This is a genomic window from Caballeronia grimmiae (assembly GCF_000698555.1).
Lineage (GTDB): Bacteria > Pseudomonadota > Gammaproteobacteria > Burkholderiales > Burkholderiaceae > Caballeronia > Caballeronia grimmiae.
On record NZ_JFHE01000010.1, the window covers coordinates 1 to 22,317 of the forward strand.

At 63.9% G+C, this 22,317-nt stretch carries 22 protein-coding genes; 9 read left to right on the forward strand and 13 right to left on the reverse strand.

Annotated elements, in window-relative coordinates; genetic code table 11:
• Window positions 1-706, reverse strand: a 706-nt coding sequence (locus tag BG57_RS12910) for an alcohol dehydrogenase catalytic domain-containing protein (RefSeq protein ID WP_035963635.1), incomplete at its 3' end; no start/stop codon positions are given.
• Between the two features lie 181 nt (window positions 707-887).
• On the opposite strand from BG57_RS12910, the gene BG57_RS12915 reads away from it, so the two are divergent.
• Window positions 888-1,721 (forward strand): NAD-dependent protein deacetylase, encoded by an 834-nt coding sequence (locus tag BG57_RS12915; RefSeq protein WP_035963637.1) that lies wholly within the window; start codon window positions 888-890, stop codon window positions 1,719-1,721.
• Here BG57_RS12915 and BG57_RS12920 read toward each other — a convergent pair.
• Window positions 1,718-2,971 carry an aminotransferase class V-fold PLP-dependent enzyme gene (locus BG57_RS12920; protein ID WP_035963639.1) on the reverse strand — a complete coding sequence of 418 codons (1,254 nt, stop codon included), beginning with the start codon at window positions 2,969-2,971 and terminating at the stop codon, window positions 1,718-1,720. The genes BG57_RS12915 and BG57_RS12920 overlap by 4 nt on opposite strands.
• A gap of 250 nt (window positions 2,972-3,221) precedes the next feature.
• On the opposite strand from BG57_RS12920, the gene BG57_RS12925 reads away from it, so the two are divergent.
• Window positions 3,222-4,778, forward strand: coding sequence for a methyl-accepting chemotaxis protein (locus BG57_RS12925; protein ID WP_035963641.1), 1,557 nt, complete (start codon window positions 3,222-3,224; stop codon window positions 4,776-4,778).
• 312 nt (window positions 4,779-5,090) lie between these two features.
• Here BG57_RS12925 and acuI read toward each other — a convergent pair whose 3' ends face one another.
• The 7 genes from acuI to BG57_RS12960 form a co-directional block, all read right to left on the reverse strand.
• Window positions 5,091-6,071: an acrylyl-CoA reductase (NADPH) gene (acuI, locus tag BG57_RS12930; protein WP_035963642.1), complete on the reverse strand. Its 981-nt coding sequence runs from the start codon at window positions 6,069-6,071 to the stop codon at window positions 5,091-5,093.
• An 84-nt stretch (window positions 6,072-6,155) separates the two neighbouring features.
• The gene (locus BG57_RS12935; protein ID WP_035963645.1) at window positions 6,156-6,593 is read right to left on the reverse strand and encodes a PRC-barrel domain-containing protein; all 438 of its coding nucleotides are present in this window, start codon (window positions 6,591-6,593) and stop codon (window positions 6,156-6,158) included.
• A gap of 167 nt (window positions 6,594-6,760) precedes the next feature.
• Window positions 6,761-6,976 carry a hypervirulence associated TUDOR domain-containing protein gene (locus BG57_RS12940; RefSeq protein ID WP_035963646.1) on the reverse strand — a complete coding sequence of 72 codons (216 nt, stop codon included), beginning with the start codon at window positions 6,974-6,976 and terminating at the stop codon, window positions 6,761-6,763.
• A gap of 53 nt (window positions 6,977-7,029) precedes the next feature.
• Window positions 7,030-7,452, reverse strand: a complete 423-nt coding sequence (locus tag BG57_RS12945) for a DUF1810 domain-containing protein (protein ID WP_035963902.1) — start codon at window positions 7,450-7,452, stop codon at window positions 7,030-7,032.
• A 29-nt stretch (window positions 7,453-7,481) separates the two neighbouring features.
• Window positions 7,482-8,438: an aldo/keto reductase gene (locus tag BG57_RS12950; protein ID WP_052005789.1), complete on the reverse strand. Its 957-nt coding sequence runs from the start codon at window positions 8,436-8,438 to the stop codon at window positions 7,482-7,484.
• A 59-nt stretch (window positions 8,439-8,497) separates the two neighbouring features.
• Window positions 8,498-8,851, reverse strand: coding sequence for a hypothetical protein (locus BG57_RS12955; protein WP_035963908.1), 354 nt, complete (start codon window positions 8,849-8,851; stop codon window positions 8,498-8,500).
• Window positions 8,852-9,116: 265 nt separating this feature from the next.
• A complete protein-coding gene (locus tag BG57_RS12960) occupies window positions 9,117-9,689 on the reverse strand; it encodes a hypothetical protein (RefSeq protein ID WP_229753865.1) in 573 nt (190 codons plus the stop codon).
• 433 nt (window positions 9,690-10,122) lie between these two features.
• Between BG57_RS12960 and BG57_RS12965 the strand changes: the two genes are divergently transcribed.
• Window positions 10,123-11,358, forward strand: a complete 1,236-nt coding sequence (locus tag BG57_RS12965) for a glycosyltransferase family 9 protein (RefSeq protein ID WP_052005791.1) — start codon at window positions 10,123-10,125, stop codon at window positions 11,356-11,358.
• Here BG57_RS12965 and BG57_RS12970 read toward each other — a convergent pair.
• The 3 genes from BG57_RS12970 to BG57_RS12980 are packed head-to-tail and all read right to left on the reverse strand — an operon-like array spanning window position 11,355 to window position 14,713.
• The gene (locus BG57_RS12970) at window positions 11,355-13,115 is read right to left on the reverse strand and encodes a chloride channel protein (protein WP_035963651.1); all 1,761 of its coding nucleotides are present in this window, start codon (window positions 13,113-13,115) and stop codon (window positions 11,355-11,357) included. The genes BG57_RS12965 and BG57_RS12970 overlap by 4 nt on opposite strands.
• A gap of 34 nt (window positions 13,116-13,149) precedes the next feature.
• Window positions 13,150-13,560, reverse strand: a complete 411-nt coding sequence (locus tag BG57_RS12975) for a MarR family winged helix-turn-helix transcriptional regulator (protein WP_035963654.1) — start codon at window positions 13,558-13,560, stop codon at window positions 13,150-13,152.
• A 7-nt stretch (window positions 13,561-13,567) separates the two neighbouring features.
• Window positions 13,568-14,713, reverse strand: a complete 1,146-nt coding sequence (locus BG57_RS12980) for an HPP family protein (protein WP_035963655.1) — start codon at window positions 14,711-14,713, stop codon at window positions 13,568-13,570.
• Window positions 14,714-14,870: 157 nt separating this feature from the next.
• On the opposite strand from BG57_RS12980, the gene BG57_RS12985 reads away from it, so the two are divergent.
• Entirely contained in the window at window positions 14,871-16,742 is a 1,872-nt protein-coding gene (locus BG57_RS12985; protein ID WP_035963657.1) for a DUF3857 domain-containing transglutaminase family protein, read from the forward strand.
• A 6-nt stretch (window positions 16,743-16,748) separates the two neighbouring features.
• Here the strand turns inward: BG57_RS12985 and BG57_RS12990 are convergent, their stop codons facing one another.
• Complete coding sequence (locus BG57_RS12990) at window positions 16,749-18,569, reverse strand: SUMF1/EgtB/PvdO family nonheme iron enzyme (protein WP_052005800.1); 1,821 nt, start codon at window positions 18,567-18,569, stop codon at window positions 16,749-16,751.
• 293 nt (window positions 18,570-18,862) lie between these two features.
• On the opposite strand from BG57_RS12990, the gene BG57_RS12995 reads away from it, so the two are divergent.
• The 5 genes from BG57_RS12995 to BG57_RS13015 all read left to right on the forward strand — a co-directional run bounded on the left by BG57_RS12995 (window position 18,863) and on the right by BG57_RS13015 (window position 22,243).
• The gene (locus BG57_RS12995) at window positions 18,863-19,300 is read left to right on the forward strand and encodes a DUF4399 domain-containing protein (protein WP_035963661.1); all 438 of its coding nucleotides are present in this window, start codon (window positions 18,863-18,865) and stop codon (window positions 19,298-19,300) included.
• Between the two features lie 35 nt (window positions 19,301-19,335).
• A complete protein-coding gene (locus tag BG57_RS13000; protein ID WP_052005792.1) occupies window positions 19,336-19,794 on the forward strand; it encodes a DUF4399 domain-containing protein in 459 nt (152 codons plus the stop codon).
• Window positions 19,795-20,014: 220 nt separating this feature from the next.
• A complete protein-coding gene (locus BG57_RS13005) occupies window positions 20,015-20,296 on the forward strand; it encodes a hypothetical protein (protein ID WP_035963663.1) in 282 nt (93 codons plus the stop codon).
• 52 nt (window positions 20,297-20,348) lie between these two features.
• On the forward strand, window positions 20,349-20,627 hold the full coding sequence (locus tag BG57_RS13010) for a hypothetical protein (protein ID WP_052005793.1): 279 nt from the start codon (window positions 20,349-20,351) through the stop codon (window positions 20,625-20,627).
• Between the two features lie 203 nt (window positions 20,628-20,830).
• The gene (locus BG57_RS13015) at window positions 20,831-22,243 is read left to right on the forward strand and encodes an efflux transporter outer membrane subunit (RefSeq protein ID WP_229753877.1); all 1,413 of its coding nucleotides are present in this window, start codon (window positions 20,831-20,833) and stop codon (window positions 22,241-22,243) included.
• The last annotated feature ends 74 nt before the right edge of the window (window positions 22,244-22,317 follow it).

The following is a 22,317-nucleotide window of genomic DNA, read 5'->3' on the forward strand; positions in this document are numbered from 1 at the left end:
TGCCGGTCGCATCGAAGACGACATCGAAGAACTCGCCGTTCGTCAGTTGCGACAGCTCTTCCTTGTCGCGCTCGCCGATCTGCACCGTGGAATCGACACCCAGCTCGCGACGGCAGAACGCCAGCCGGTCCTCGCGCGTATCGAGCGCCGTGACGTTCCCGCCCCGCAGCCGCGAAAACGTGATCGCCGCCATGCCGATCGGCCCGGTGCCAACGACCAGCACGCGCTGGCCCGGCTGCACATCCGCGCGACGCACCGCGTGCGCGCCGATCGCCAGGAATTCGATCATCGCGGCCTGATCGAGCGTGACGCCTTCCGCCTTGTGGACGAATTGCGCGGGCAGGTTCAGATATTCGGTGAACGCGCCGTCGCGATGCACGCCGAGCACCTGGATGTTCACGCAGCAATTGGTCTTGCCCTGACGGCACGCGATGCACTTGCCGCACGAGAGATAGGGCATCACATAGACGGTGTCGCCCGCCTTGAGACCGCTCGATACATCCGCTTCCTCGATCACGCCCGACAACTCGTGGCCCATCACGCGCGGATACGACAGGAACGGCTGATTGCCGGTGAAGATGTGCAGGTCCGTGCCGCACACGCCGACGCGCTTCACGCGCAGCAGCACTTCGTTTTCGCCGCGCTGCGGTTTGTCGCGCTGTTCGGCCTTCAGGGTTCCGGGGGTTTCGCAGATGACGGTCAGCATCGTGGGTCTCGTTTCTGTGTGAGGGCGGGGAGCGTATCAATCTAACGGTGTGCCGGAGTTTGGTCAAGCCAGTTATTCCCCTGATGCAATTGGTAAGGCCACTTCGACGCCGAGCCTCCGCCGAGCGCGCCCGCGCATTTGCCCGTATATTTTCACGATACTTCGGCCTCAGGGACCGCACGTGCTTTCACTTCATGACTTCGTCGAGCGCCATCCGCGGCTCTTTGTGCTTTCCGGTGCGGGCATCAGCACCGAATCCGGCATTCCGTGTTATCGCGATCGCGAGGGCCAGCGCACCGGCCGCGCGCCGATCATGCTCAAGGACTTTCTCGATTCCGACTACGCGCGCCGGCGATACTGGGCGCGCAGCATGATCGGCTGGCCGGTGGTGGCGAACGCGCAGCCGAACGCCGCGCATCATGCGGTGCGGGCGCTCGCGGCGCGCTCGCGAGTGCATCGGCTGGTGACGCAGAATGTCGATGGACTTCACACGCGCGCCGGCAATCCCGACGTGATCGAGCTGCACGGCAACATCGGCCGGGTGCGCTGCATGGCGTGCGGCGCGCGGCACGAGCGCGCGGCGGTGCAGCGGCGGCTCGAAGCGGCGAATCCGGATTTCGTCGGCTACACCGCGCCCGCGGTTCCGGATGGCGACGCGCTAATCGAAGATCTCGACTTCGCCGCCTTCGATGTCCCCGGCTGCACGCATTGCGGCGGCATGCTGAAGCCCGATGTCGTGTTCTTCGGCGAGAGCGTGCCGCGCGAACTGGTCCACGACGCCGCGAGCGCGCTCGACGCGGCGGACGCGATGCTCGTCATCGGCTCGTCGCTGATGGTGTATTCGGGCTTTCGCTTCTGCGAATGGGCGGCGAAGCGCGGCAAGCCGATCGCGGCGATCAACATCGGCAAGACGCGCGCCGATTCGCTGCTCGCGCTGAAGGTCGAAGCGCCTTGCTCGGAGGCGCTGGGCGAACTGATCGAGCGTCTCGACGCGCGGGCCGCAGAGGTCCGCTAACCTGCTTCGCGCGCGAGCACGGTCAGCGCTTCGACGAGTTTTTCGACATCGGAGACGTGCGTGAACAGCGCCGGCGTGACACGCACGACTTCGCCCGCATCCGGCCCCGGCCGCGTCACCGTGAACACGCCGAAGCGCTCGCGTAACGCATCGCACGTGGCTTTTGGCGACTGGCCGTGCAGCCGGAACGCGCTGATGCCCGCTGTCATAGCCGGTCCGTCCGGCGTCAGGATTTGCACGCCCGGCAGCGCGCGCGCCGGTTCGACCCACGCATCGCGCAGCGCGCGCAGACGCGCTTCCTTCGCATGCGCGCCGATTCGCCGATGCAATTCCAGCGCCGCCGGCAGCGTGAGCCACGCCGCGAAGTTCGGCGATCCGGTATGCACGCGCGCGCGGATGTCGCCGGCGGGCCAGGTGCGGTCGCCCAGATAAGGATCGATGGCGTCGACATGTCCCCGGCGGATATACATCGCGCCACAGCCGAGCGGCGCGCCGATCCACTTGTGCAGATTCAGCGCGACGAACGGCGCATCGAGCGACGGCACGTCGAAATCGAGCATGCCCCAGGAATGCGCGGCGTCCGCAATGACGTCCGCGCCCGCATTCTTCGCCATCGCCGCGATATCGGCCACGGGCATGACGAGCCCGGTCGCAAAGCAGACATGCGACAGCAGCACGAGCCGGGTGCGCGGATGCGCGCGCAGCGCCGCCGCGTAAGTGTCGATCACGCGTCGATGGAATTCGTCCTGCGACGCGCCCGGTTCGGGAATCGTGATCTGCACCGGCGTGACGCCGCGCCGCTCGCGCAGCCATTCCATCGCGTCCTTGCCGCAGGGGTAATCGAGGTCGCTATAGAGCACCGTGTCGCCGGGCGCGAGGCGGTTGTAGCCGCTGATGAGCGCGAGCAGCGCCTCGGTCGCGTTGCGCGTCAGCTCGATCTCGTCGACGCCGCAGCCCATCGCCGCGGCCGCGCGCTCGCGCAGGCCATCGTGGATGGCGGACCAGTGCCGGCGCACGAGCATCGTCGTTTCGTGGTTCACGCGGTCGGTCCAGTAATGGAACACCGACTTGACCGGCTCCGTCATTGCGCCCCAGTAGCCGTTTTCCAGATTGACGAGCGCATCCGACTGTCGATACAGGCCGCGCACGGCGTCCCAATTGGTTTCGTCGCCGGCGAGCGCGGGTGCAGGGGGAAGCGTGGCGATGGCGGCTTCGAATTCCGGGGTGCGGATGTCGAGCAAATCGGACATGTGCTGTTGTCTGGAAGAGGAAGTCGCTCAGTATCGCCTAATCTCCGAAGCGCCGATGCGCAGAAGCGAAGGTTGGACAAATTCTGTTCTTTCGCGCGGTGGGGCATCAAGAGCGACGCGAACGCGCCGTAATAGGGAAAAGAAGAGCGTCCCGCGTTCCCGTACAGGCAAACGTTACCGCATGCGGTTGCGCGTGTCCGGGGACGACTGGCGCCAGTCCATTCCGACCCATCCAGGGAAAAGGCCACAAGTGAATCTGCAGAACGTTACGATCAAGAACAAGCTGATTGCCGGCTTTGGCGTGCTCGCCGTCCTCGTCATGGCGGTCGCAGGCATGTCCCTGCACGCGCTGTCCGTCGCCACCGACGACTTCTCGCACTATGTCCACGGCATCACCGCGCGGGCGAATATGGCGGTCCAGGTGCGCACGGCCGTCGACCGTCGCGCGATCGCGGCGCGCAATCTCGTGCTCGTCACGAAGCCCGCCGATATCGACATGGAAGAGGCCGAAGCGCTCCGGGCGCACGACGACGTCAAGACGCGCCTGAAGCAACTGGACGACATGATCGCGGCCGCGCCCGACGCGAGCCAGCAGGCGCGCGGTATGGTCGCCGAAATGATGCGCGTCGAGGCGCTCTACGGGCCGGTCGCGACGGACATCGCGAATCTCGCGCTCTCCGGGCATCGCGAGGAAGCCATCGTCAAGCTCGACGAAGCCTGCCGGCCGCTGCTCGCGCAACTGGTGAAGGCCACGGACGATTACCTGACCTACACGGACCACCGCCGCGACGAGATGGTCCGCGCATACGAGGCGAACTTTCGGACCCAGCGCAACATGCTGATCGCGCTCTGCACGCTCGGCGCGCTGTTTGCGGTGCTCGCGGGAATGGCGATTACGCGTTCGATCACGGCGCCGATCGGCGTTGCCGTCGATATCGCGCAGACGGTGGCGCGCGGCGATTTGCGCAGCCGCATCGATGCGCGCAGGAAGGACGAAACCGGCGACCTGTTGCGTGCGCTGGCCGAGATGAACGCGCGCCTGACCGAGACCGTCGGTCGCGTGCGCGAAAGCAGCGGTGCGGTCGGCGGCGCGGCGAAGGAACTGGCGAGCGGCAATACGAACCTGAGCCAGCGCACGGAAGAGCAGGCCGCGTCGCTCGAGCAGACGGCGGCGAGCATGGAGGAACTGACGTCGACGGTGCGTCAGAACGCCGAGAACGCGCAGCAGGCGAGCGCGCTGGCATCGAATGCGTCGGAGGTGGCGAGAAAGGGCAGCGATGTCGTGGACCGCGTGGTATCGACGATGCAGGGCATCAGCGCCAGCTCGACGAAGATCGCGGAGATCACGGGAATGATCGAGGGCATCGCGTTCCAGACGAACATTCTGGCGCTCAACGCGGCGGTGGAAGCGGCGCGGGCGGGCGAACAGGGACGCGGCTTTGCGGTCGTTGCGAGCGAGGTGCGCAGTCTGGCGCAGCGTTCATCGACGGCGGCGAAGGAAATTCGCGAACTGATCGCGAACTCGGTGGATCAGGTGCGCGGCGGATCGACGCTGGCGGGCGAAGCGGGCAACACGATGAGCGAAGTCACGAAGGCAATCGCACGCGTGACGGACATCATGGAGGAGATCGCGGCGGCGTCGGCGGAGCAGGGGCGCGGCATCGAGCAGATCAATCAGGCGATCACCCAGATGGACGAGGTGACGCAGCAAAACGCGGCCCTGGTGGAAGAGGCGGCGGCGGCCTCGCAGGCGCTGGAGGATCAGGGGCGCAAGCTGAACGAGGTGGTGAAGGTGTTCGTGGTGTGAGGGTGCGCGGGAACGGCCTGCGAGACACGGCGCGGATGATTTTCGTCCGCGCCGTGTTTTGAGAACGGGCAGCTACGCGAACAGGCTCGTTGGCAGCGCAATTTTCCCGAAGCGAGCCTGTCAGCGGGCGGCAAGCCGTCATCAGTTCGCCATTCTGTTTGACGAGCGATTTACCAACGCCATAAGCTGAGATCATTTAAGCGGCCTCGGGACAAAAGATCTGTGGCAGGTCCGCTGACATAAGCTGAAACCCTCCGCACACGAGACCTCTGACCGTTCCTCCGCGCCGCATTGCTGGAAGCCCGAAACCGATCAACGATTCACGTCTACGACGACGCGCCCCTTGATCTCCCCGCGCAACAACTGTCCAGCGACTTCCACAGCCTGAGAAAGCCCGATCGTCGCAGCGACGCCTTCGATCACCGCCACCGGCAACTCATTCGCAATCGCATCCCAGGCCGCCATGCGCCGTGCACGCGGCACATAAACGCTATCCACTCCCAGCAGCGCGACGCCACGAAGAATGAAAGGCGCGACCGTCGCCGGAAAATCCATCCCTTGCGCAAGTCCGCACGCGGCAACCGCGCCGCCATAACGCAAGCTCGCGCACACGTTCGCCAGCGTGTGACTGCCGACGCAATCGACCGCTGCCGCGAAACGCTCCTTCTGCAGCGGCTTCCCTGGCTTGGAGAGCGTCGTCCGGTCGATGATTTCCGCCGCGCCGAGTTCACGCAGCCGCACGGCTTCCTCCGGCCGTCCCGTCGACGCGATCACGCGATACCCGCGCTTCGCCAGAATCGCCACCGCGAAGCTGCCGACGCCGCCGTTTGCGCCCGTCACGAGCACGTCGCCATCCTGCGCGACGCCGTACTTCTCCAGCGCCTGCACGCACAACATCGCCGTATAGCCGGCCGTGCCCACGGCCATCGCCTGTTGCGTCGTGATGCCGGCGGGCAGCGGGATCAGATGATCGCCCGGCACGCGCGCCTTCTGCGCGAGCCCGCCCCAATGCGTTTCGCCCGCGCCCCAGCCGTTCAGCACGACCGCGTCGCCCGGCTGGTAGTCCGCGTGCGTGCTTTCCTCGACGATGCCCGCGAAGTCGATGCCCGGCACCATCGGAAAGGTGCGAACGACCGGCGCTTGGCCGGTGATCGCGAGCGCGTCCTTGTAATTGAGCGTCGAATACTCGACGCGCACGAGCACGTCGCCCGTACCCAGCCGCGATTCGTCGATCGACTGAATGGACGCGACCGTGCGATCTTCCTGTTTGTCGAGCAAGAGTGCGTTGAACATGAACGGATTCCGGTTGGCGATTGAAGGACGGCGATGCAAAAGCAGCGGCGACCCGCGCCGCTGCCCGCACACATCGCGTGCGTATCAATGATGCTCGAATTGCGCGCGCGGGACCGGCGCTGCCTTGACCTTCGTGTACTCAAATTCCGGCAGCGCCTTGATGGCGTCCTTCGTCGCGCCCGCGAGCACGAGCTTGCCGTTCTTGAAGTCGAGTTGCTCGATCGGAATCGCGACATCGTGGCGCGACACGCCGAGGAACTGGTTTGCCGCGATGATCGCGAAAGAAACCGAACGGTCGGGCGCGACGATGATGTCGTGAATCACGCCGACGCGCGCGCCCTGATCGTTGACAACGGGCTTGTTGAGAATGGACTTCCTGACGCTCCAGCCGTCGATGATCGCGGTCGATACTTCGACCGACACGCCGAGCGGCTGTGCGCCTGCAACTTGAGCCAAGGAGGGTGTGGAAACGAGGCCAATGGCCGACGATGCGACGAGCGATGCCACGAGTTTCAAGTTCATCTGTTGTTCCTCAAAAGATTTGGCAGACGGTTCTCGACTTGACGCGCCCGGTGCTCGCCCACGCTTCACCGATGAGCAAGCCTGTAGCGCGGTAGCAGTGTGACCGTTTACCGTGGCTTTTGCAGGAAATGTGACGCACCGCACCGCACCGGGCGCGGCGGCGAGGCTCAGTGCGAGATTCGCTTCAGCGCATCGCCCTTGTGCACCGCGTGTTTGCCGCTTTTGTCGCTTTCCACTTCGTAGTGCGGATCGTCGTGCGATGCGTTGACCGTGTGGCCGTCGACCTTGGTGCGCTCGGAAATTACGCGCACGATGCGGCCGGTCGTTTCGCCCTGTGGCGTGTTCCAGCTTACGTGATCGTGCAGCTTCAGGCTGTGACTCATGACGTTTTCCCAGAATGATCGTGACGCTGCAGCCAGTGCAACGGCCGTGCCCGTCAACGCAACCGCGCGAGCGTCGCGTCGTCCGGGCGGCCGCCGAAGTATCGCTTTAGGGCTTCTTCGAACGGGGCGGGGTCGGGCGCGCAGTGGGCAAAGAGCGTCATCGACGAATGAAACTTCATGTCGTCGGGATAGCCAAAAATCTGGTCGACGCTGCGGTCCCGCACGCCATTGACGATGCCAGTCAGCTCGACGAGGCGCGCGCCCAGCACCGGATGCGCGAGATAGGCCTCGGCTTCCGCGCACGACTGTATCGCGTAATGCTGCGCCATCTGGCTATGCCCGAGCCCCGCGATCTGCGGAAACACGAACCACATCCAGTGCGTGCGTTTGCGGCCGGCCTGGAGTTCGGCGCGCACGTCGTCGATGACGCTGGCTTGTGCATCGACGAAGCGTTGCAGGTTGAACGGATCGCTCATCGTATGTCTCCCGTCATGCGTGCGTTCGTTCACGCTACCGCTTGCGCGATGCGCTCGCGCAGCCCCGCATCCGGATAGACGCCGATGCCCGCGTGCACGTTGTCGATCATGTATTCCCGCCGTCCCGTGCCCGGAATCACGCACGTGACGGCCGGATGGCCCAGCACGAATTTCAGCAGAAGCTGTGCCCAGCTCGTGCAGCCGAGTTCCGCCGCGAAAGGCGGCAAGGGGCGGCCGCGCAAGCTCGACAGCAGCGAGCCGCCGCCGAACGGCTGATTCACGATGACTGCGACGCCGCGTTCCGCCGCCAGCGGCAGGAGCCGCGCTTCGGCGTCGCGGTCGTTGGCGGCGTAATTGATCTGCACGAAGTCGACGCGCTCGGAGCGCAATACCGCTTCGACCTGCGGAAAGGCACTCGACGTGTAATGCGTCACGCCGATATAACGGATGTGTCCCGCCGCCTTCCAGTCACGCAGCGTGGCAAGCTGCGTGCGCCAGTCGAGCAGGTTATGAATCTGCATCAGGTCGATGCGCGGGGCGGCGAGGCGTTGCATCGATTGCCGCATCTGCGCGATGCCTTCCTCGCGGCCCTCCGTCCAGACTTTCGTTGCGATGAACGCCTTGTCGCGCGCGTAAAGCTCCGTGAGCAGCGCGCCGGCGACGGCTTCGGAAGTGCCGTACATCGGCGAGGAATCGATGACCGAACCGCCAGCCGCGAACAGCACGCGCAACACGGCGGCGAGTTCGGCGCGGCGGGCGGGATCGTCGCCGACGTCGAACGTGCGCCAGGTGCCGCATCCGACGATCGGCAACGCTTCGCCCGTCGATGGAATCGGGCGCTTGTGCATGGGCGAGAGTTCGGCGGACGCCGCCGGCGACAGGCGGGGCAATTGCGCATAGAGCGCCGCGCCGGTCGCGGTGCGCAGAAAGCCGCGCCGGGCGGCCTGGGTTCGGTTGCAAGCGGTCGGTTTCGCGGCGCGGCTCATGGCGTCAGGTTCGTTCGCGGTCGAACCTCAGCATAACCTGCCACGCCGGACCGGGCGCGCTACTTCTTCTTGGCTTCTTCCAGACAAGCGGCAAGCTGCTCGAAGTACGCGAGCGCCTTGCGCGTCGGCACGACGGACTTGGTGCGCAGGTCAGCGGCCGTTTCGTCCAGCGTGACGAGGCCTTGCTCCTTCAGCCGCGTGAGCTTGCGATGCACGGTGGCGGGCGCGCCCGCCGTCGAGAGCGCCATCGTCTCGGTCACGGTCAGCGCGCGGCCCGCGTGCCACGCAGCGGTGAGCGCTTCGAGCAGCCGTTCTTCGGCGGCATCCAGCTTCGGTACGGACGGCAAGGCCTGCACCGCCTGCGCGAGGTTCAGGAATCGGAAATAGGCGTCGACAAGGTGTTTATTCGCCATGATCTTGCACTTCCTTAGGCGCTGCGTTTCGTTGCTTTGCGGGTGCGGCTCATCATACTCGTTCGCGCCCCGGCACAAAATAACTTATCAAACTGATAAGCAACTGTTATCATGCGTTGATCCGTCTGGCGATGATGTGCACACATGATCGTCTACGCGAGGACCTGAGAGAACAGAGAGAACGTGGTGAACTGGACGCCGCCTCGCTTCGAGCGAGGCGGCGTCTTTTTTGCATGCTCGCTTGGTGTCTTGCGGCTTCATGCGGTCAGTAATCGCCCGGGCGGCGGCGCAAGGGTGCAAGCCTGACCATCAGCCACAAGGTCACCTTGATCGTATAGATGACGATCAGACTGCCGGATAAATCACCGACGACCATCACGACGAAGCGCTTGCCCGCCCCGGCGATTTCACCTTGCATCGCCAGCCACAACTGATGCAGCAATGGACTCGCAATTGCATAGAGCACGATAAGGAAAAGCAGCCTGCGAGCGGTGAGATTCGATGGCGACGTACGCAAGCCGAGCACGCGCGTTGCGAAGAGGTAGATCAGGTAAGGGGCGAGCGCCGAGATGGTGCCGTACATGAGCGAGCGCACCGGATCGTTCGGGAAATAAAGAAAGATGCAACTGATCCACGCGGCGCATAACATGCCGATTGCACCCGCTTCACCGAAAAGCAGTGTGCATAAAAGCTGCATGCCTGCGGGCAGATAAATCCAGTTTGCGCCTCGCACATATTCCGAAGAAGGAAAGAGCAGTTCGTTCGCGACGAGCGTGACGAGAAAGAGGGCTGCTGTGCCCGCGATAATGGGCGCGCGTTGACGCAGGTATTCCATCATGAATCGGTGCTGCTAGTCGCTGGCGGGGCGGGACTGTAACACGGCCGGCCTCAATGGTTATCGAGCAAGTTGCGTCACCGTTTATCTGACGATGACCGCGATGATACCTACAACGAAGCGGCGAGACAGTGCGACATGAGTTCTCGAGCGCTTCTCTGTAATTTTCCTTTCGGTCGTATAGAGATTCGAGCAATCGCATCAAGCTAATTGAAGGAAAACCGATTGAACCGAGAGCCGTTAATGCGCGCAAGCGAAACAGTTTCAGTGATGCAACGCAAAGTCAGCCCTTTTGAATACCGCTTGAACCGCGCAGCGACCAAATCAACAACGCCGGACGTGTAGTCACTATCGCCGACCCTTTTCACGTTTTGTTGCATTCGGGCCGATACGTCGAACTAACATATCGGCCATCGCCTCGGCCGGAACGCCTGAAATGAATTCAACGCTGCCCACCACCATCGACAATGTTCGCGTCTTGCGCCTCGCGGGCCGCGCAGCGGAAGCGCAAACGATGCTACGGGAAATTGTCAATTCGCCGAATCAGGGCGGCATCTGGCCGGGTCAACTGGGCGTCGATCTGAATTTTCTCGGCATGCACGCCGAAGCGGAGAAATGCATCCGGCGCGGCTTGCTCGGTTCGTTGAGCGATTTCGTCCGCTATACGATCACCGAAGAACTGTACATGTCGTTGTACGCGCAGGGCAAATATCACGAAGCGCTTGCACTGCACCGCATCAACCGCGATCTGCCGCGCGCCGAGTCGCTCCTCGCCACGCTTTTCAGCGGCAATCAGACCTGGGTGGAGTTGCTGAAACCCAAGATGCTCGGCATCGACGAGCCGGTCGCCGGCAAATCGATTCTGCTTCTGGGGGAAGGCGGTTTCGGCGATATGGTCCTCTTCTCCCGATACATCGACGCTCTGTTCCGCGAAGGCGCGCGAGAAGTGAAGCTCGAAGCGTTCGACTTCTGGGCCGATGTCATTCGTCCGCGTCCGGGCTTGCGCGTCGCCCGGATGACTGCCGAGGCGCGCACGGACGAAGCACAGCGATGCGACCGCGTCGCCAGCCCGTTCCACCTGTGGGCGCGCTATCAGTCTTCGCCGTACTTTCCGCAAGAAAACCCCGCTGCGCTCATTTCGCTCGACGCCGTTCGGTCCTTGCCGCCCGAAGCCGCCGCGCTGCTAGCCGAGGAATCGTCGCGCCTGAAAGTCGGGCTGGTGTGGCGCAGCACGAGCGGCGCGCGCCACGAGCCGTATCGCTCGATGCAACTGGCGCAACTCGCCGGAGTGCTGGGCAATCCAGATTGCCGCTTCTATTCGCTGCAAGTCGGCGACCTGAGCGATGACGAGCGCGCGCTGATGCAGGCACACGACGTCGTCGATCTCGGGCCGTACTTGCACAACTTCGGCGACACCGGCCGCGCGTACGAGCAACTCGATCTCTTCATCTCGATCGATACCGGCGCCGCGCATCTCGCGGGCGCGCTGAATCGTCCGGTATGGGTGCTGCTCTCGCAGGCATGCGACCACCGCTGGTACGACTGCCGGCGTTATACGCCGTGGTATGCGTCGATGCGGCTCTATCGTCAGGAACGTCTCGGCGACTGGTCGGTTCCGCTCGCCGACATGTCCGCGGAACTCGCGCAACTCGCCGCGGAAAAGCGCGCCTAGGACTTCTTCAGCGCCTGAGCGCGTCGAAACGTCCTGAACCGTTCCCGCCGATGCTCCTCGTCGAAGTGCGCGCGCGCCGGCTTCACCAGATCGCTACGCGACACGATGCCCACGAGCCGCATCGACGCCGTGTCCGTCACAACCGGCAGGCGCTCTAGTTCATGCACGGCGAGACGCGTCGCGGCGAGGCGGCACGGTTCGCCGGGTAGCGCGACGACCGGCGGCGCATCCGCGCGGCGCGACAGCACTTCGCCGGCGGTCGCCGCACCGGACGCATCGAGCAGGGCCGCGCGATCCAGCACGCCGACGAGCGCGCCGTCGCGCGCGACCGGATACGCCCGGTGCGCCTGCTGCGGCCCGAAGTGCTGCGCGAGCACGTCGTCGATCCGCGTGGCGGCGTCGATGGTGTGGACATCGCGCGTCATGACTTCATCGACGTGATGACGCTCCAGCGGATCGACGCCATATTCGCGATAGATGTGATAGCCGCGCCGCGCGATTTTCTCCGTCATGATCGAACGCCGCATGACGACCGTCGCAAAGCCGTGCGCGGCGAGCGTCGCCGTGAGCAGCGGCAGGAGCGCGTTGCTGTCGTGCGTGAGGCCGAACGCGAAGACGATGGCGGTCAGCGGCGCGCCCAGCGTGGCGGCGAGCGTCGCGGCCATGCAGACGAGCGGCCATAGCGCGGCGTCGTGGCCGGGCAGGACCGCGCCGAGCACGGTGCCGAGTCCCGCGCCGAGCATCAGGAGCGGCGCGAGCACGCCGCCCGATGTGCCGGACGCCAGCGCGACGACCCAGATCACCGCCTTCACGGCGAGAATCGCGAGCGCGACCTGAATCGCAATGTGCTGATGCAGCAGATCGCCGATCACGTCATAGCCGACGCCGAGGGCGCGCGGTTCGATGAATCCGCCAATCCCGACGACCAGTCCGCCGATCGCCGGCCACCACATCCAGTGCAGCGGCAGTTTGCCGAACGCATCCTCGAGCTTGTAGAGCGCCGCGGACAATCCCGACGCGAGCGCGCCCGACAGCAATCCCGCGACGAGGCAGGACAAGAGCGACAGCATCTGCGGCGGTTCGGTCTGCATCGGAAAGAGGGCGCCGGTGCCGAACACCATCGCGCGCGCGAAGCCCGCCACCGCGCACGCCAGCGCGACGGGCAGAAAACTGCGCGGCCGCCATTCGAACAGCAGCAGTTCGACGGCCAGCAGCACCGCCGCGACCGGCGTGCCGAACACCGCCGTCATGCCGGCCGCCGCGCCCGCGACGAGCAGCGTCTTGCGCTCCGCGGCGGTCACGTCGATGCATTGCGCAATCAGCGAGCCGAGCGCGCCGCCCGTCATGATGATCGGCCCTTCCGCGCCGAACGGTCCGCCGCTGCCAATGACGATCCCCGACGACAGCGGCTTGAGCACCGCCACTTTCGGCGACATGCGGCTTTTGCCGAAGAGAATCGCCTCGATTGCCTCGGGAATGCCGTGTCCGCGAATTTTTTCGGAGCCGAAGCGCGCCATCATGCCGACGATCAGCCCGCCGATCACCGGAATCACGATGACCCACGCGCCCAGCGTGTTCAGCGCGGGCGAGCGGTCCGCGATGGACAACGTTCCGAAGAAGAACAGGTTGGTGAACAGGTGGATGAGCGCGAGCAGCACGACCGCCGCGAGCGTGCTGATGCCGCCGATGATCGCCGCGAGTCCGCAGATGCGCAGCAGCCTGTCGTTGACGGAGAAGTCGCGTTTGTGATGATTCATGCCTTCGCTCCCGAACCAGAAAACTGCGGATAACTCAGAGGTCGATCTGCGGCACGCGAAACGCGCCTTCCAGCGACTTCAGCTCCGCGCGATGCAGCGCCGCCAGCCGCGCGAGCACTTGCTCGCCGCGTGGCTCCAGATGCACCTGCACCTGCCGCCGGTCTTCCGCGCTCGGTTCGCGCCGCACGAGCCCGAGCGCCTCGCAGCGCGTGACCAGCGCCACCACGCCGTGATGCTGCGATTGCAGCCGCTCGGCCAGCTCGCCGACCGTCGCCCAGGCGCGGCCGGGATAGCCCTTGATATGCAGGAGCAGCAGATATTGCAGCGGCGTGATGCCTTCCTCCTGCGCCGCGCGCTCGGAGAATCGTTCGAATCGCCGCATCTGATAGCGGAACTCGGATAGCTGCTCGAAGTCGGGCTTGGCGAGGGTGCGGGGCGGTTTCATCGTTGCATCAGGCGCTCCGGCGTTCGCCCGCAAAGCTCTGGCGATACAGCCCGGAAATAAGGTCGGTTTCGGTGATCATGCCGAGCAGCCGTTCGTCGCCATCGACGACCGGAATGTGGTGATGGCCGAAGTCCGCGAACATCGGCACCAGGTCGGCGATGGCGGTGCGCGCGCTCACGGTGCACACGTCGGTGGTCATCAGCGACGCGATGCGCGGCGGCGTCGCCGATGGCCCGCGCATCAACCGCTCGACGGCGCGTCTGAACGGATGGCGCGGCGTCGCACGGTGCGCCGGTGCGAGATCGGCGCGCGTCACGATGCCGATCACGCGGCGCGTCGCATCGATCACGGGAAGCGCCTTCACGCGATGCCTGGCGAGCAGTGCAAGCGCCTCCTGCGCACTCGTTTCCGGCGATACGGCGACGACCGCGCGGGACATGATGTCCGCGCAGGAAAACTCGGTGAAGCGGCGCGCGTACGCCTGCAACTGCGTTTCCCGCAGCAGCGCTTCGAGATCGTCAGGATCGATGTCGAGCATTTCGCTGCGGCGCGCGAGCACGGCTTCGAGATCGGCGCGCAGGAACGACGCCGCATCGGGCGATTTCGGCGCGGCTTGCGCGACGTGCGGATAGCGGTGGCCCGTCAGCGCATGAAACACGATCGCCGAGCACAGCAGCGCGAACGATTGAATCGCGACCGGCGCCAGCACGAAACCGTAGCCGAGCGCGTGGATCGACGGCCCGCCGAGCACCGCCGTCAACGCGACCGCGCCCGAGGGCGGATGCACGCAGCGCAGCGCGAACATCGCGCAGATCGCGAGCGCGATGGCGAGGGCGGCGGCATCGACGGGATCGTGGATCAATGCGGCGCACGTCACGCCGACGATCGCCGAGACGAGATTGCCGCCGATGATCGGCCACGGCTGCGCGAGCGGGCTCGCCGGCACCGCGAACAGCAGCACGGCGGAGGCACCCATCGGCGCGATGAGGAACGGAATCGCCGATGCATCGCCGACCAGCAGATGCGCGATGCCGCCCGTCAGCGCAATGCCGATAAGCGCGCCGACGCCGGCGCGCAGGCGCTCGGTCCATCGGAGCGTGACCGGAGCGGGAAGAAAGCCGTGTAACCAGCGGAGCAAGACGGGGCGCGTCACGTTGCTTGATCGTGAGATTGAAGGTGTCGAATTTGGACGGCGAGCCCGGACGGTGCTCGCCAAAGCGTGAAATTATATCGCAACGTGATACAAATTGTCGCGACCGGTTCGGCTCCTGTACGATGGACGCTCGCACCGTTCCTTTCGTCGATCCGCCATGAAGCGCTTCCCGCATGCACTGGCGTTGCTGATGGCCGCACTGCCCGCGTTCGCCGCGCCTCCCGTCGCGCAGGGCGGCGACGATCCTTCGACCATCGTGAGCGACGTTCACGAGTTCATCGTCGCGGAAGACGGCTCCGTCACCGAGGACGACGAAACCGTGCTGCGCGCGAACACGCCGGCGGGCATCGACGAAATCGCCCAGCGATATGTCTGGTACGACCGCAGCGTGTCGAAGGTGGAGATCGTCGAGGCGTATTCCGTCGATGCGAACGGCGCGCGTCACGATGTATCGCCCGATCAGATCCGCGACATTCAGGAACCGCGTTCGGCGGGCGCGCCGACGTTTCAGGACGCGAAACTGCGCGCGGTGATTTTTCCGGCGGTAGGCGTCGGCTCGACGGTGCATCTGCATTTCCGAAAGAGCCAGGCCAGCCCGGTCATCCCCGGACAGTTCAACTATTTCGTCGAGCCGGGGCAGCGGCCCGTGCTGGACCAGCGCCTGGTGTTCGATCTTCCGGCGGCCAAACCGCTTTACGCCGATGCTCGCGGCTTTGCCGCCGATCCGCCCGTGACCGCGAACGGCCGCACGCGCTATGCGTTCGGTTATCGCCGCGAGCGCGTGGCGCGCATCGAGAGCGGCTCCGTCGGCTATGCGCAGTACGGCGACCGGCTGATGGTCTCCACGTTCGCGGACTACGCGGCCTTTGCGGCGAGCTATCGCGGGCCGGCCGTCGACGCCACCGCAACCGATCCGGCGATACGCGCGCTCGCCTTATCGCTGACCGCCAGCGACGCCGATGCCCGCGCGAAGGCCAAAACGCTGTACGACTGGGTGCGCCGCAATATCCGCTACGTGGCGATGTTCATCGGCCAGAGCCCGGCGGCGCCGCATCGCGTGACGGAAGTGCTCGCGAACCGTTATGGCGATTGCAAGGACCATGTGGCGCTGTACGGTGCGTTGCTCGATGCCGTCGGCGTGCGCAACGAAGCCGCGCTGATCGGGCTCGGCTCGGTGTATGCGCTGCCATCGGTGCCGGGTTACGGAGCGGGCGCGATCAATCACGTCATCACGTATCTGCACGATCTCGGCATGTATGCGGACAGCACGGCGTCGAGCGTCGAGTTCGGTTTCCTGCCGCTTGCCGATATGGACAGGCCGACGGTGCTCGTCGAATCGGGCGTGCTGTCGCGCACGCCACCGACGCAGCCGCTTTCTCGCACGGCGCGGCTGCAGATCGATGTCGCGCCGGAGGGCGTCGCGAACTTCGCCTACTGGGTCGAGGATGCGGGATGGAGCGCTGAAATCGAGCGGATGAATCTTCGGCTTGCGAGCAGCCAGCGGCGCGACCAGATTGCGGCAGACCGCTTGCGATACACGAACTTGCGCGGTGCGGGCGCGCTCACCACGAGCGATGTCGACGCCACCAGCGGCCCGTTCGCGACGACGCTGCGCGGCACGCTCGACGAAATCGTATGGCCGACGGGCACGACCGCGCTGCCCGCCCTGACGAGCCTGTCAGGCGGCATTGCGACGCAAACGCGCAACTGGCTTGCCGAACGCACGCGCACGCAGCCGTACTTGTGCGTCGGCGGCGCTTACGACGAAGTCGCGCAGATTGCGCTTCCCAGGGCGATGCAAGTCGTGGAAGTCCCCGACGATGTCGACGTGACGAGTGAATTCTTTCAGTATCGTTCGCGCTATGTGTTCGATGCGTCGACGAACGTGGTTCAGGTGTCGCGCACACTCGATGCGCGCTTTGGCAAGCAGGTCTGCTCGCCCGACGATTTTCAGGCGGCGTTACCCGCTTTCAAGAAAATAGAGCGGGATACGCAAGCGCAGATCATTGTTAAGTCATCCGTACGATGAGTGACTTCACTGCGCATCGCGTGCTACGCGGAAGCCGTTCTGCGACTGGCGCACGCTTGCGCTGTATTTGAAGCGCGTCGCCGATTGCATATAGGCCGCTCCTTCGCGCCACGATCCGCCGCGAATCACGCGCACGGAGCAGGAAGGGTCGTCCCATGCACGGCCATCGGCGGGGGCGTTCTTGTACGAGCTATGCCAGCAATCGGCGACCCATTCCCATACGCTGCCGTTCGTGTCGTATAGACCGAATGGATTGGCGGCGAACGAGCCGGCCGGCGTCGGCGCGTCGGCGCGATACGGCTCGCCGCAATCCTTGCAATCGGCGGTGCCTTTTTTCATCTGCTCGCCCCACCAGTAAGTGCTCTGCGTCCCGCCGCGCGTGGCATATTCCCATTCGGCTTCCGTTGGCAGGCGATACGGCTTGCCGCCCACCTTGCTCAGCCACTTCACATAGACCTGGGCGTCGTCCCAACTGACATTGCGCATCGGCGAATTGGCGACCGGCGCGGCGGCGCTGCTGTCCGGTGCGATGCGCGTGCATGCGCCCGCATCCGCACAGGCGTTCCATTGTTCGACCGTCACTTCGTATTTGCCGATAGCAAAGGGCCGCGCAATCGTCACGTGATGCGGCGGCTTCTCGGCGGGATCGTCGTTATTGCTGCCCATCGTGAAGCTGCCGGGCGTGATCGCGATCAGCAGCGGACACGCAGCGCAGTCCTTGATTTCGCTGGCGGCGGCCTTGACGGTCGTGTTCGCGTTGGTGGCGGGCTTTGTCGCGACCGCTGCAGAGGCGGCGGCATCCTGACGTGGCTTGTCTGCCGTTACTGCGGGAGAGGCAGGCTTGCCGGGCGGCGGCACAGCGGGCTTCGCCGTTGCGCTCGCACGCAACCGGTCGATGCGCGCCTTCGCAAGCGCCGCAAAGCGCCCGTTCGGATACGCCTTCAGATAGGCCTCGTAATCGCTGGGATACGTGCTGTCCTTGATCGAATCCCAGAAGGTCAACTCATATTGCTCGTTGCTGTCCTTCGGAAGAATGCCGCGCGTGCGCACCGGTGTTTCGTCGGCGGCCGTCATTTGCATGATGGATACTTGCCGCCCGAGCGAGACCTCGTTGCGTAAAGTCGATGCGATCCACGGTTGCTGACCGCCATGCGACTGGCGAGCGACGTCGAGTGCGGCAGCATCGAACAATGCGGGCGATAGATGCCGTTGTCCGCGCAGTTGCCGCAGAATCGCTGCGGTGAACACGCCGTTATGTTCGCTTTCGGATGCCAATGTATCCGGCGATGCTGCAAACGCGACGAGCGTACGCGGCGGCAAATGCAGCGTGCGTGGGGGCGTTTTGCCGAAGGGGTCATTGAGGCACATATCGAGCACGACGATGTTCTTCGCGAGCGGCCTTCGATGCGCGAGTCTCGCGATTAGATCTCGCACCGCAACGCCTTTTGTCATCAGTTGAAGCGGCGCATTCTCGTGAACGTCGATCGGCAGCAGCATTGCGTCGCCGCCAGCCTGAATGCCGTGGCCGGCGAAATAAACAAGCGCGTTATCGCGGGGGCCGAGACGATCCATGAATGCATCGATTGCATGCTGCATTGCGTCTGCGTCGGCGTCCCTCAGCTGCGTCACGTCAAAGCCCAGCGACGAGAGTGCGGCGCTCACATCCCCGGCATCATGTTGCGCACCCGGCAACGCATGTTCCGCATAATCAGCATTGCCGATGACAATCGCGAGGTTACGCACGGCAGGCGGAGAGGGTGGCGACGGAGACCGGGCGAACGCCACGCCGATCATGAACATGCCTGCGATGAATAGAATTCGCCACATCTTCATATTCTTTACGTCCGGCTGGAGTGAACGGCAAGCGCAGCGAACACCTTGCAACGTATTGCGCTGACCTACCCAACAACGATAGCACGCTGTCTTTCGGCGTCTAATCCCCCAAAAGAAGGTATGCGAATGCGGCATACGCATCCCTTCCGACGCACGTATCTTTTTAAAACGTTACGTCCTAATCTGGAAGCGAACTCCACGCGGCATGTCGAGCACGGACGTGCGTCTCAGCGCGAAAACGCGCGACTGCCGGATCTCCTGCTGCTTTATGAAGAGGCATCCACGACATGCTGAGAAGAACCGTGCTGGGCGCACTGGCTTCGCTTGCCGCCCTGGCCGCCGATAGGTCTTTCTCGGCGGGGCGTGGCCGCACGCCCGCGCCGGCGAATGCGGAAGCCTACGTCATCTGGCCGTCCGACGGCGCTGTAATCAGCGGCGGCAAGCTATGGGTGCGCATGGGCTTGCGCAACATGGGCGTCTGTCCGAAGGGCATCGACATGCCGAACGTCGGCCACCATCATCTGCTGATCGATACGGATTTGCCGCCGCTCGATCAGGAGATTCCGTCCGACAGAAATCATCTGCACTACGGCGCAGGCGAAACCGATGCGCGCGTCGAATTGCCGCCCGGAAAACATACGCTGCAATTGCTGATGGGCGATTACAACCACGTACCGCACGACCCGCCCGTTTATTCGAAGAAGATCACGATCACGGTGACGTGAGGCGGGCGTAACGCGTAACGCCGAGGGCTAACGACATGAAACTGCATAAGGCTGGCGCGCTTGCGCGCTCCCGTTCGCTTCTGCTCGTCGCGCTGCTCGCGGCGCCGTTCGCTCTGAGCTTCGCGCAAGGCGGGCCGACGCCCGCGCCCGCAAACGCTTATGCGTATATCGGCTATCCGAACAACGGAGAGACGATGCCTGCCGGAAAGCCTTTTCGCGTGTGGTTCGGCTTGCGCTTCATGGGTGTCGCGCCGCGCGGCGTCAAGTTTCCGAACACGGGCCATCACCATCTTTTGGTCGATACGGACTTGCCGCCACTCGATCATGAAATTCCGTCGGACCGCAATCATCTGCATTACGGAGCAGGAGAAACCGAAGCGATGATCGAGCTTGCTCCGGGCAAGCACACGCTTCAGCTTCTCATGGGCGATGACCGCCATATTCCGCACAACCCGCCGATCTACTCAAAGAAGATCACCATCTACGTGAAGTGAACCCTGTCTGTGATTAAGAAACAGTTGGACTGCGAAGTGTTGGTGGTGAGACGTCAGTGCGGTATTAAGCGAAACACCTGTCGAATCGCTCTCATGCTTGTGCAGCAAGGAAAGACGGCCAAAAGCGCGAAACATGGCATACCTCATGCGTTTAAGTGGCCCGAGCAGACAGATGCTCGAATCCACCCAAACGCGCGATGCGCACCCAAGGAGAACCACCATGACGACGCTGACCATCCTGGACCTTCCCGTCACCGAACAACTCGACCGCCGTGCGATGTCGGCCGTGCGCGGCGGCAGTTCGTTTTACTTTCCCGGCTATGTGTCGAAGTACGACCTGACTTTCAACACACAACAACTCATCGACCAGAAGCAGAGCACTGAAAACCATAACGGCGTGAACGTCGCGTTCGGCGAGGACATCACGTCGAATGTGAAGCCGAAGCAGGAAGCGCATAACACCAGCAACATCAACATCGGTTCGGGCTTCATGGTCCGCTGAACGACGCGCGTGCTTTCCATACCCGCCTACGCCTAGCCAGGAGCCTGAAATCATGTCCACATTGAGCATCCACGATCTCGTCCACCACGCCGAAATGAACGGCGCCGAAATGTCCGCCGTGCACGGCGGCATGGGCCTGTACTTCCCGAGCTACAGCTCGAGCTATAGCCTCAGCGCGAACACGCAACAGCTTGCCAATCAGGCGCAGAAGACGTTCAACGTCAACGGCGTGAACGACGCATTCGCGCATGACATCAAGTCGAAAGTCGAGCCGCAGCAAAAAGCGCACAACGACAGCAGTATCAACGTCTACGGGCCGTACGTGCTGTGATCGTGCCGGAAGAAGAAGGCCGCGCAGCGACGCGGCCTCGGTAAGCGGAGTACGGGGAACTCCGTCGCATGAACCGCCTTGAACGGCGGCGTGGATCGCTCGTCGTTCCCGGGACGGCGAGCGATCCGCATCGTGACCGCGCTGCGTCACTGGCGCGCGAATTCCCATCATCAACGTGAGCGCCGGAGTCGATCGTGCCAGCTCTGTTGTCATCGTTGTGCCGGACCATCGGATGTGCGAGTGTATGCGCGTCCGTGCTGCTGGCGGGGTGTATCGACGTGAAAGTGCCGGTTTACAAGCGTCCCGATACGCCTGAGAAAACCGCCTTTACGACCTTCGATGCCCCGAAGGTCGCCGCCGCCGACACTATCCAGCCCGACTGGTGGAAGCAGTTTCGCGATCCCTATCTCGATGCGCTCGTCGACAAGGCGATCCAAGGCAACTTCGATATCAAGGTGCTGGCCGCGCGCATACGAGTTGCAGGCGCGCAGATCGGCGAGGCGCGAGCGGGTGCGCTGCCGACGATGGATGTCGGCGCGGGCGTGAGCTTCGAGAAGACCACGGGTCAGCCGTTCTCGAAGCAATACAACCTCGGCACGCAGGTCAACTGGGACATCGATATCTGGGGCGCGGTGGAAAAAGGCGTACAGGCGCAGAAAGCCGAGTTCCACGCGACCGAGGCCGACTGGCGCGCGGGCTATCTGCAACTCGTGGCAAGCGTATCCACGACCTATTTCCAGATTCTTCAGTTCGATGATCAGATCGACCAGCAGAAGCAGACCATCGCGACGAATCAGCAGATCCTGACGATCTTCGAAGGGATGGAGAAGAATGGCCTCGTGCCTCATACGCAGGTGCTCACACAGCGAGCAGAGCTCAACCGCCTGACGCGGGAGTTGCTCGATTTACGCCGCTCGCGCGATCTTGCGAACAACGCGCTGGCAACGCTTACCGGCGTTCCGGCAGGCGAGTTCAAGGTCCCCGATGGTCAACTGCAAAAGCGCGTCCAGATTCCGCCTGTGCCGTCTGGCTTGCCGTCGCAATTGTTATCGCGCCGGCCTGATTTGATCGCCGCTGAATACCGCGTGCTCGAATCGTACGATCTAGTCGGCCAGGCGAAGCTCGCGCAACTGCCGACCATCAGTCTCACCGGGCGCGGCGGAACGGCGAGCTTCGCACTAACGGACTTATTGAAGTCCTTCACGTTCAGCTTTCTACCCAGCATCAACATTCCGATACTCGACCCGAGCGTGCGTGCTCACGTGAAGACAACGCAGGCGCAAACGACCGTCGTCGAACAGCAATATCGAAGCACGGTAATGGGCGCTTTTGAAGAAGTCGAGAATGCGCTCGTCAATCTGGATGCGCACACGAAGCAGCGCGGCGAGTTGCAGCAGGAAGTCGCGCATCTGACCATCGTGGCGGCGCAAATCGATGCGCAACTCAAGGAAGGCGTGATTTCACAACTTCAGGTATTCGAGACCGAGCGTACGCTTTTGGCCGCGCAGCTTGCGCTGCTCGCGAATCATCAACAGATGCTCTCGGACACGGTGACGTTATACAAGGCGCTCGGCGGCGGATGGCCCGCAGTCGATGTGCAAAGCGCTGCCAATTGACTACGACGATGCGTGACTTAAACTCAAGACAGCCGCCGCATGCGCTTTGCACCGAGGGCGGCTGGACGAACCTT

Bases quoted from the DNA above. Each gene is read 5' to 3' on its own strand.
- BG57_RS12995 (WP_035963661.1), top strand. From the start codon at position 18,863: ATGCTGAGAAGAACCGTGCTGGGCGCACTGGCTTCGCTTGCCGCCCTG.
- BG57_RS12985 (WP_035963657.1), top strand. From the start codon at position 14,871: ATGAAGCGCTTCCCGCATGCACTGGCGTTGCTGATGGCCGCACTGCCC.
- BG57_RS13000 (WP_052005792.1), top strand. From the start codon at position 19,336: ATGAAACTGCATAAGGCTGGCGCGCTTGCGCGCTCCCGTTCGCTTCTG.
- BG57_RS12945 (WP_035963902.1), bottom strand. From the start codon at position 7,452: ATGAGCGATCCGTTCAACCTGCAACGCTTCGTCGATGCACAAGCCAGC.
- BG57_RS12965 (WP_052005791.1), top strand. From the start codon at position 10,123: ATGAATTCAACGCTGCCCACCACCATCGACAATGTTCGCGTCTTGCGC.
- BG57_RS12990 (WP_052005800.1), bottom strand. From the start codon at position 18,569: ATGTGGCGAATTCTATTCATCGCAGGCATGTTCATGATCGGCGTGGCG.
- BG57_RS12970 (WP_035963651.1), bottom strand. From the start codon at position 13,115: ATGAATCATCACAAACGCGACTTCTCCGTCAACGACAGGCTGCTGCGC.
- BG57_RS12960 (WP_229753865.1), bottom strand. From the start codon at position 9,689: ATGATGGAATACCTGCGTCAACGCGCGCCCATTATCGCGGGCACAGCA.
- BG57_RS12955 (WP_035963908.1), bottom strand. From the start codon at position 8,851: ATGGCGAATAAACACCTTGTCGACGCCTATTTCCGATTCCTGAACCTC.
- BG57_RS12950 (WP_052005789.1), bottom strand. From the start codon at position 8,438: ATGAGCCGCGCCGCGAAACCGACCGCTTGCAACCGAACCCAGGCCGCC.
- acuI (WP_035963642.1), bottom strand. From the start codon at position 6,071: ATGTTCAACGCACTCTTGCTCGACAAACAGGAAGATCGCACGGTCGCG.
- BG57_RS13005 (WP_035963663.1), top strand. From the start codon at position 20,015: ATGACGACGCTGACCATCCTGGACCTTCCCGTCACCGAACAACTCGAC.
- BG57_RS12940 (WP_035963646.1), bottom strand. From the start codon at position 6,976: ATGAGTCACAGCCTGAAGCTGCACGATCACGTAAGCTGGAACACGCCA.
- BG57_RS13010 (WP_052005793.1), top strand. From the start codon at position 20,349: ATGTCCACATTGAGCATCCACGATCTCGTCCACCACGCCGAAATGAAC.
- BG57_RS12935 (WP_035963645.1), bottom strand. From the start codon at position 6,593: ATGAACTTGAAACTCGTGGCATCGCTCGTCGCATCGTCGGCCATTGGC.
- BG57_RS12975 (WP_035963654.1), bottom strand. From the start codon at position 13,560: ATGAAACCGCCCCGCACCCTCGCCAAGCCCGACTTCGAGCAGCTATCC.
- BG57_RS12920 (WP_035963639.1), bottom strand. From the start codon at position 2,971: ATGTCCGATTTGCTCGACATCCGCACCCCGGAATTCGAAGCCGCCATC.